The organism is Thalassospira sp. MCCC 1A03138 (assembly GCF_002115785.1).
Classification (GTDB): Bacteria; Pseudomonadota; Alphaproteobacteria; order Rhodospirillales; family Thalassospiraceae; genus Thalassospira.
The window spans coordinates 1-8,833 of record NZ_JFJY01000018.1; the positions used below are offsets into that span (position 1 = coordinate 1).

Sequence of the window (8,833 nt, forward strand, 5' to 3'; positions counted from 1 at the left end):
CGCGCTATGCGTCGCTTCCCAACATCATGAAGGCCAAGAAAAAGCCGCTGGAAACAAAAACGCCCGATGATTTCGGCGTTACCGTTTCCCCGCGTCTGCGCCTGATCAAGGTCGAAGAACCCGCCGGGCGGAAGGCAGGCATCAAGGTCGCTGGCGTGACCGATCTGATCGAAAAGCTCAAATCCGAAGCAGGCGTCATCTAAACCGGGCGGAGATAAAAATGGCCATTCTTCTTTTTGCAGAACACGACAATCAATCCCTGTCCGATCAGACCGCCAAGGCACTCAGCGCCGCATCCCTGATCGGTGGCGATATCGACATTCTGGTCGCCGGAAAAAATGCTTCTTCCGTGGCCGATGCGGCGGCAAAACTTTCGGGCATTCGCAATGTGCTGCTTGCCGAAAGCAACGCCCTTGAAAACCGTCTTGCCGAACCGACCGCCGCCCTGATCGTCAATCTTTCAGGCGATTACGATACCATCCTCGCGCCAGCCACCACCACGGGCAAAAACGTGTTGCCCCGCGTTGCCGCCCTTCTCGATGTCATGCAGGTGTCCGACGTGATCGAAGTCGTATCACCCGATACCTTCAAACGCCCGATCTATGCCGGCAACGCAATTGAAACCGTGCAGACGACCGATGCGACAAGGATCCTCACGATCCGCACGACAAGCTTCGCCGCCGCCAGTGGCGATAACGCCCCCGCCCCGGTCAAAACCATTGATGCCGGATCGGACGCAACCGGTCTTTCGACCTTCCTTGAAAACATCCTGTCGAAAAATGATCGCCCGGAACTCGGCTCCGCCAGGATCATCGTATCAGGCGGCCGCGCCCTTGGTTCCGCCGAAAGGTTCCAGGAAGTCATGACACCGGTTGCCGATAAACTTGGTGCTGCCATCGGCGCATCGCGTGCCGCCGTTGATGCCGGTTATGCATCGAATGATTTGCAGGTCGGTCAGACCGGCAAGGTGGTCGCCCCCGATCTTTACATCGCATGTGGTATTTCGGGCGCTATTCAGCACCTTGCGGGCATGAAGGATTCCAAAATCATCGTTGCGATCAATACCGACGAAGATGCACCGATCTTCCAGGTCGCGGATTATGGCATTGTGGGTGATCTGTTCGACATTCTTCCCGAACTGGAGCGTCAGCTCTGACACGAACGTCACACCCCTTTGAAACGGAGCACATCCAGTGAGCGAACATTCCTATACCCTGCGTATCGCCTGTGACGACCAGCCGGGCATTGTCGCAACCGTCGCCTCTGCCCTGGCATCGCGCGGGGCCAATATCATTGAATCCAATCAGTTCTGGGACCGTCAAACCAACCAGTTCTTTTTGCGCATCGCCACCAGCACACCGGAAAATGTCAGCAAGGCCGAAATCGAACTGATGCTGAACCCGGCGGTTGACCGCTTCAATATGAAGCTCAAGATCGATGATCTCTCCCGCCGTCCCAAGATCATCATCATGGTCTCCAAGTTCGATCACGCGATGCTGCATCTGCTTTATCAGATCAAGGTCGGCTGGCTTGATGCCGAAGTCGCCGCCATCGTCTCGAACCACGAAGACGCGCGCAAAATCGCCGATCAGGAAGGCATTCCCTTCCATTACTGGCCGGTGAACAAGGAAAACAAGATCGAACAGGAAGCCAAACTTGCCGATCTGATCAAGGAAACCAAATCCGAACTGGTCGTCCTTGCCCGCTATATGCAGGTGCTGACCAACGATCTTTCAAGCCAGTTTTATGGCATGATCATCAATATTCACCACTCGTTCCTGCCGTCCTTCAAGGGGGCCAAACCCTATCATCAGGCCTATGAACGCGGGGTGAAACTGATCGGGGCAACCGCGCACTATGTCACGCCGGACCTCGACGAAGGCCCGATCATCGAACAGGAAACCGAACGCGTCAGCCACGCCATGTCAGCCGATGATTTCGTCGCCACCGGGCGCGATATCGAAGCCCGCGTTCTGGCCCGTGGTGTCAAATACCATCTCGAAGGCCGCGTGATGCTGAACAAAAACCGCACCGTAGTCTTCACCCAATAATATCGCCAAAATTCCGCCTCCGCCGACACAAGATAACCATCGCAATAAGAAGGAAAGAGAGAAATGGCCGCATTTCCGAACAGGGCAAAAGTCGTTATCGTCGGCGTCGGCGGTATTGTCGGTGCATCGGTATCGCACCATCTGATCGAAAATGGCTGGGACGATATTGTCGGCATCGACAAATCGGGCATCCCGACCGATATCGGCTCAACCGCGCATGCGTCCGATTTCTGCTTTGCAACAAGTCATGACCTGCTGTCCTGCTGGACGACGATGTATTCCATCGATTTCTATGAAAAGATGGGCCATTACGCGCGCATCGGCGGGATCGAGGTTGCCCGTGTCGGCGATGATGCCCGCATGGCCGAACTCAAACGCCGCGTTGATTCCGGCAAGGCGTTTGGCACCAACGTCAAAATCATCAGCGCATCCGAGGCCAAGGAAAAATTCCCCCTCCTCGAAGAAGACCAGATTCAGGGTGCCATGTGGGATCCGGATGCCGGCCTTGTCATCCCGCGCTCGCAAACCGTCGCCGGAAAGCTGATCGATCAGGGTGTCGCAAGTGACAAGCTCAAAATCTTTGCCAACACCTCCGCCCTTGAACTGATCACGGAAAATGGCCGCATCACGGGGGTTAAAACCGAACGCGGTACGATCCATGCCGATTATGTTGTCGTCTGTGCCGGTCTTTGGGGCCGCCTGATTGCCGAAATGGCCGGCGAAGACCTGCCGGTGATGCCGGTTGACCACCCGCTAACCTTCTTTGGGCCGTATAACGAATTTGCCGGAACCGGTGTTGAAATCGGCATGCCGCTTCTGCGCGATCAGGGCAACTCCGCCTATATGCGCGATACCGGCGATCCCAAAAGTACCGAGGGCGGCCAGATCGAATGGGGCTATTACTACGAAGAAAACCCGCGTCTGGTCCATCCGCGCGAAATCCTTGAAAAGGATCAGGCACGCCTGTCCCCGTCCCAGCGCGATCTCGAACTCGAAGACGTGATCGAACCGCTTGAACGCGCCATGGAACTGACCCCGATCCTGACCGAACTTGGCTTTAACGAAAGCCACTCCTTCAACGGCCTTCTGCAGACCTCGGCTGATGGCGGCCCGTCGATGGGCGAAAGCCAGAAGCTGCGCGGCCTTTGGTATGCGGTCGGCATCTGGATCAAGGACGGGCCCGGCATGGGCAAACTGATTGCCGACTGGATGACCCATGGCCGCACCCATGTTGATCACCATGCGATTGACTTCGCGCGCTTCAATGAATTCCAGCTCGACGAGAAATACATTTACGACCGGTGCTGGGAAACCGCGAAAAAGATCTATAACCCGCCCGTCCACCCGCGCGAGCCATTTTCAAAAGCCCGCGGCATCCGCCGCTCCCCGTTTTACGAACGCGAAGTCGAACTTGGCGGCTATTTCATGGAACTGGGCGGTTGGGAACGTGCGCACGGTTACGCCGCCAACGAACATCTTATGGAAAAATACGCCGATCGGGTGCCGGTGCGTGAAAATGAATGGGATACCCGCCATTTCTGGCGCGTTTCCAACGCCGAACAGCTCGCGATGAGTGACGATTGCGGCATCATCAACCTGTCGCACTTCCACATGACCGATATCGAAGGCCCGGATCATGTCGAATTGATGGAATGGCTCTGTGCCGCCAAAGTCGGCGGGGATGCCAATATCGGCAAGGGCATCTATACCCACATGCTCGATGACGAGGGCATGGTCCGTGCCGACTTCACCGTCTTCCGCATGGCGGATCGCTGCCGTCTGGTCAATGGCGCGGATGCCGGTCCGCGTGACCTGATCTATATGCGCCGCATGGCACAGGACAAGGGTTGGGACGTCACCATCACCGATGTCACCGAAAAATTCACCACCATCGGTATCTGGGGCCCGAACGCGCGTGAAAACCTCAAAAAGGTTGTCGCAGCGCCCGATGAACTCGATATCGAAAACTTCCCGTTTGCCGCCATCCGCCAGATCAGCATTGCGGGTAAAACCGTCACCGCATTCCGCATTTCCTATGTCGGCGAGCAGGGGTGGGAACTTCATATGCGCTACGAAGACGGTCTTGCCGTCTGGGATGCGCTGCGCGGCATCGGCGTGATGGCTGTGGGCGTGGAAACCTATGCCAATTCGCGCCGTCTTGAAAAATCACTGCGCCTGCAAAACGCGGACCTTCATACGCAATATAACCTGATCGAAGCCGCCCTTGCCCGGCCAAAAGTCAAAGAGGCCGATTTCCGTGGCAAGGCAAAGCATGTCGAATATCGCGAACGCGATCATCAACCGGCCATGCTCTGCACCCTTGTCATGACCGACAATGTGGATGCCAATGGGGTGGCGCGCTACCCGGTCGGCAATCTGCCAGTCATGGACCCGGATACCGGCAAAACCCTGATTGATGAACTGGGCCGTCGCTCCTACACGACCTCCATCGCCTTCGGCCCCAGCATCGGCAAAAACATCGCCCTTGCCTATCTGCCGTGGGACTATTGCCAGGAAGGCCGCAAACTGACCGTCTCCTATTTTGACGAGATTTACCCGGTCGAAGTCGTCGGCATCGGCTACAAGCCGCTTTACGATCCGGAAAACCTCAAACCGCGCAGCTAATCATCGGCTCAAGCACACAAAAAAGAACGGGAGCCACTGCTGGCTCCCGTTTTTCGTTTCAATCGGGTTAGTCCAAACCTCGCGACTAGCTCGCCTTCGCCAGAACATCATGCGGATCAAGCACGAATTTCTTGGCCGCCCCCTGATCAAAGCTTTCATAACCCTTCGCCGCATCATCAAGCGAGATCACCTGCGCATTGACGATATCGGCAATCTTCAGGCGGTCATGCAGGATCGCCTGCATCAGTTGACGGTTATATTTGATCACCGGCGTCTGCCCGGTATGGAACGACTGCGCCTTGGCCCAGCCCAACCCGAACCGCAATGACAGACTGCCCTGCTTGGCCGCATCATCGACCGCACCGGGATCTTCGGTCACATAAAGCCCCGGAATGCCGATGGACCCGGCTGCGCGCGTGATCTCCATCATCTGGTTCAACACAATCGCCGGCTGCTCGCCGCCACTATGCCCGCGGGCTTCAAACCCGACCGCATCGATCGCGCTGTCCACTTCCGGGCTTCCGGTGATCTCGGCAATCATTTCGCCCAGACGATCACTTTGCGACAGATCGACCGCCTCAAAGCCCATCTTTGATGCATGTGCCAGACGTTCCTTGTTAAAATCACCGACCATCACAACGGCCGCCCCCAGGATACGCGCCGACGCGGCGGCGGCCATGCCGACCGGCCCGGCTCCGGCCACATACACGATGGACCCGACACCAACACCTGCCTGCACCGCACCATGGAACCCGGTCGGCAGAATGTCGGACAGCATCGTCAGGTCACGGATTTTATCCATCGCCTGTTCACGGTCGGGGAATTTCAAAAGGTTGAAATCGGCATAGGGCACCATGACATAGCGCGCCTGCCCGCCGATCCAGCCACCCATATCGACATAACCATAGGCACCCCCGGCCCGCGCCGGGTTCACCGTCAGGCACACACCGGTATCCTGCGATTTGCAGCACCGGCACCGCCCGCAGGCAACGTTGAACGGGACCGATACGATATCGCCGATTTCAAGCTGCTCGACGTCGCTGCCCTTCTCGATGATCTCGCCGGTAATTTCATGCCCCAGAACCAGCCCCGGCTCTGCGGTCGTACGGCCGCGCACCATATGCTGGTCCGATCCGCAAATATTGGTACTGATCACTTTCAGAATGACGGCATGGTCAAGCTTCCGGCCATTGGGCGATGCCATCACCGGATCGGCAATATTCCTGACCTCGACCTTGCCGGGCCCGACATACACCACACCTCTGTTGCTGCTCATCTGCTTCCTCCTCCGATTATATGAAGCCGGAATTACTTCCCGGCCTTCCATTCCAATCAGCAGGCTCCTGCCCGGAAACCGAAGGACAAAAACCATCCTATGATTGCAATCACGAAGACTAGCAAAACCCGGAGGATATGGACTGAACGAATACGACGAATGGAGAGTACCATTGCGCATGGGGGGATGTGGTGGCGCGGCAAGGGTGAGCGGCTTCGCCAGGGCGACAATCAGGAGAAGTTCGCCGAGGAGTTCTTGGCAGCCCGAGTCAAGGTGATGAATGCAGATCGAGTTGATTTGGTCGTGGATATTTAATTCACCTCAGTTGCCGCCCTGTCGTTTTTAAAGCTGCGTAGGGTGACAAGTTGCTAATACAAAAAATATTCTCTGTCTTCTTGGTTGGGATTCTTTTTATTTATGAGGAATCACTGCGACAACAACAATCAAAACTTTGGGTCCTTCACTAAATTCAATCTTAATTTAAATCTCTATTCATTTCCACCATCAGCAATCTCGATATCTGCGCCCACATCCTTATCCAAGTTGCGTTCAATTATTCTTTTGATTCGAGGGTCCGCTACCACGTATTTGTTAACGGGTTTACCTGGCGTATCTGTCGGGACAGTCCCATCTTGATCAACCATCCCGGCCTGCTGCCAGTTTATAATTTTATTTCTCGCTCCCTGCGGACCAATACTGAACTTCTTCTGAACATCTTGATTTACAAATACTGTAGTCCCGAGGCGATAGAGTTGCTTTAACGCATTTTTATTGTACCAAGTGTGAATAGTTTCAATGACAAACTTATCCATACCCACCTGAATAGTCTCTGTTGATACTAAGTCTTTGCTACCGAGTGCATCATGCTCTCGCAAAATCGTATCCAGTAATCGTATAAGTTCTCTTGGTGATTTTAAAGCAAGCTGGCTTAATTCGGAAAAGCACCCGTCGACATCTACTCCCTCATCAAAGAAGTCAGAGAAACTCCTCTGATTCGAGGAAAAATACCTGATTCTCGTTTCAATCATTTCGCGCAAACGTCGTTCGTCCCAAGTTATGTTTGCCGATGATATTTTGTCTAATCTAATTCCGTCTTTAGTACAGATTTCTTTAACTGCACCCCAAACAAAAAATATCCAAGAAAACCCTGGAACTTCCATAAGCTGTATATGATTGAGTATAGGATATATAAGTTTAGCGGTCGAATCTGCGGAGTTCGACGTGAACTCTGTCTCATCTAATTTATCAACCAGCAAACAAACTCCCGAAAAGCCAAATGCTTGCGCTAAATCTGATAGCTTGGATAATATCGCTCGCGCAGTACCCTCTTTTCCTGACTTAAGAGAGTTCAAAATCACTTCCGCATCTTTCTCGACACTAACTTCTTTTCCAATATACTTTTTGGAGAATGCGTCTAATATACTAGATGTTATCTTTGCAATCTCCCCCCATCTTTTATTCGTCCATATTTGGCTCTTAGTTGTCCATGCAGCATTTAAAAGCTTAAAAGCATTCTCATTGGAAATTGAGCGCGACATCTCATCAACGTTTAAATAGTATCCCTCAAGCAAGGCATAAACGAGCGCTTTTTCTTCTTTTTGAAGACAGTTTATGTAAATTTCTCGATCTTCTTCCGGCAAAGAAGAGAGCCACGACAGAACCTTTTCAATAACAAAAAAAGAAACCATCGAAACAAATTCTAAATCCGACAAGTTCCCAGATCTGGCTTGTGGCAAAAGGCTACTGTAGTCGACAATGTTAACTGTTAGAGGGTAAGACTTTTTTGGCTCTGTCTCTCTACCAACATTGGCCCAGTTTTCGCCGTAAATCGTGATTCTCGTTGCGCTTTTTCCTGCTCCCCTCTCGCCAAAAAGAATAAATGAAGATAAATTTGACGCTTTATCTAAAATTGTTCTCAGATAAGGAGGATGAACGGCATATTCGACGATATCAGGCTCTGCTTCAGCAGTGTAATGCTCAAACGGATTAGCGGTTAGGCTTAATGTTTCAACCAAGCTCATCGACGTTCCTACATGACAGTTTTATATATTAGCGTAAAATTAGATCAAATAGGCTTACTTTGCAATCTGAACAGGTATCGGCACATCGATCCGTGCCCTTTTCAAAGACTTTATTGCAGATAGAGGATTTTGCTACGCGCTTTACGCTACGCTAACCCCATAGAAAACTTTTGTTTTGTACGGTTTGAAAAAGAGGCTAAGGATGAGAAATCTTACCTGCTAGATTAAAAATCCGCCATAAGTGCGAGCTGTTTATTGTCAGATTTGAGAATTGTCGCCCCCGACAGTCTAGCTATCGCCCGTCCTCTACCTTCGGCTTAAAGCATCTTGCTTTTAATCTGCCCCATTGGTGAGTTTTCTTCATAGCTTCCTTCGGCACAGCCTCATCGAGAGTACCATGACCTCGAAACCATCATTGATGGGTGCACGCCAGAACACAGAGCGATCCCAGACTCTTTTCGAAGCAGAAGGAAGCCTGAGACTAACGCTTCGGGACAGCATCGTGACGGATGACATTTACCCTCCATCACGATGACTGCGGGATCAGGGCCGCCGTAGCCGATGATGGATATGCCCTACCCCAAACCGAACTTCCTGCAACTACCGAGGTCCAGAAACACCTCGTGCCTTCGCCAACCTCATCGACCGACGACCTTCTGGCTCATGGCCAGCCCTGATCACCTCCGGCCATAGCGACATTTCCGGCAACCGATGGAGCCCGGCCACACTTCGGGCGCACCGCCCCCACCTATCCGCCGTCGACGGGTCACAACTCAACGCTGCCCGATGCTGCCATTGCTGCCGCTCCCGGCAAATCTAACGCTCCTTTTCCAACAAGACGCACCTCTCCCGTCATGACA

Annotated in this window: 7 protein-coding genes and 1 pseudogene; 6 read left to right on the top strand and 2 right to left on the bottom strand. The window is 53.1% G+C overall.

Annotated elements, in window-relative coordinates; translation table 11 throughout:
* The 4 genes and pseudogenes from TH468_RS20990 to TH468_RS21005 all read left to right on the top strand — a co-directional run.
* Window positions 1–203: pseudogene (locus tag TH468_RS20990) on the top strand (electron transfer flavoprotein subunit beta/FixA family protein); the annotation flags it as partial.
* Window positions 204–220: 17 nt separating this feature from the next.
* Window positions 221–1,156, top strand: coding sequence for an electron transfer flavoprotein subunit alpha/FixB family protein (locus tag TH468_RS20995; RefSeq protein ID WP_085646378.1), 936 nt, complete (start codon window positions 221–223; stop codon window positions 1,154–1,156).
* Window positions 1,157–1,193: 37 nt separating this feature from the next.
* A complete protein-coding gene (gene purU / locus TH468_RS21000; protein WP_007091355.1) occupies window positions 1,194–2,051 on the top strand; it encodes a formyltetrahydrofolate deformylase in 858 nt (285 codons plus the stop codon).
* A 63-nt stretch (window positions 2,052–2,114) separates the two neighbouring features.
* Window positions 2,115–4,676 (top strand): FAD-dependent oxidoreductase, encoded by a 2,562-nt coding sequence (locus TH468_RS21005; RefSeq protein WP_085646379.1) that lies wholly within the window; start codon window positions 2,115–2,117, stop codon window positions 4,674–4,676.
* An 85-nt stretch (window positions 4,677–4,761) separates the two neighbouring features.
* Here the strand turns inward: TH468_RS21005 and fdhA are convergent, their stop codons facing one another.
* Window positions 4,762–5,952 (bottom strand): formaldehyde dehydrogenase, glutathione-independent, encoded by a 1,191-nt coding sequence (fdhA, locus tag TH468_RS21010; protein WP_085646380.1) that lies wholly within the window; start codon window positions 5,950–5,952, stop codon window positions 4,762–4,764.
* 159 nt (window positions 5,953–6,111) lie between these two features.
* Here fdhA and TH468_RS21875 point away from each other — a divergent pair, with 159 nt between their 5' ends.
* Window positions 6,112–6,267, top strand: a complete 156-nt coding sequence (locus TH468_RS21875) for a hypothetical protein (protein WP_210402281.1) — start codon at window positions 6,112–6,114, stop codon at window positions 6,265–6,267.
* 173 nt (window positions 6,268–6,440) lie between these two features.
* On the opposite strand, the gene TH468_RS21015 is transcribed toward TH468_RS21875, so the two are convergent.
* On the bottom strand, window positions 6,441–7,973 hold the full coding sequence (locus TH468_RS21015; protein WP_085646381.1) for a P-loop ATPase, Sll1717 family: 1,533 nt from the start codon (window positions 7,971–7,973) through the stop codon (window positions 6,441–6,443).
* A gap of 509 nt (window positions 7,974–8,482) precedes the next feature.
* Here TH468_RS21015 and TH468_RS21800 point away from each other — a divergent pair.
* Window positions 8,483–8,650: a hypothetical protein gene (locus tag TH468_RS21800; protein ID WP_168177209.1), complete on the top strand. Its 168-nt coding sequence runs from the start codon at window positions 8,483–8,485 to the stop codon at window positions 8,648–8,650.
* Window positions 8,651–8,833: the final 183 nt, after the last annotated feature.

Bases quoted from the DNA above. Each gene is read 5' to 3' on its own strand.
- TH468_RS21015 (WP_085646381.1), bottom strand. From the start codon at position 7,973: ATGAGCTTGGTTGAAACATTAAGCCTAACCGCTAATCCGTTTGAGCAT.
- TH468_RS20995 (WP_085646378.1), top strand. From the start codon at position 221: ATGGCCATTCTTCTTTTTGCAGAACACGACAATCAATCCCTGTCCGAT.
- TH468_RS21800 (WP_168177209.1), top strand. From the start codon at position 8,483: ATGACATTTACCCTCCATCACGATGACTGCGGGATCAGGGCCGCCGTA.
- fdhA (WP_085646380.1), bottom strand. From the start codon at position 5,952: ATGAGCAGCAACAGAGGTGTGGTGTATGTCGGGCCCGGCAAGGTCGAG.
- TH468_RS21005 (WP_085646379.1), top strand. From the start codon at position 2,115: ATGGCCGCATTTCCGAACAGGGCAAAAGTCGTTATCGTCGGCGTCGGC.
- TH468_RS21875 (WP_210402281.1), top strand. From the start codon at position 6,112: ATGGAGAGTACCATTGCGCATGGGGGGATGTGGTGGCGCGGCAAGGGT.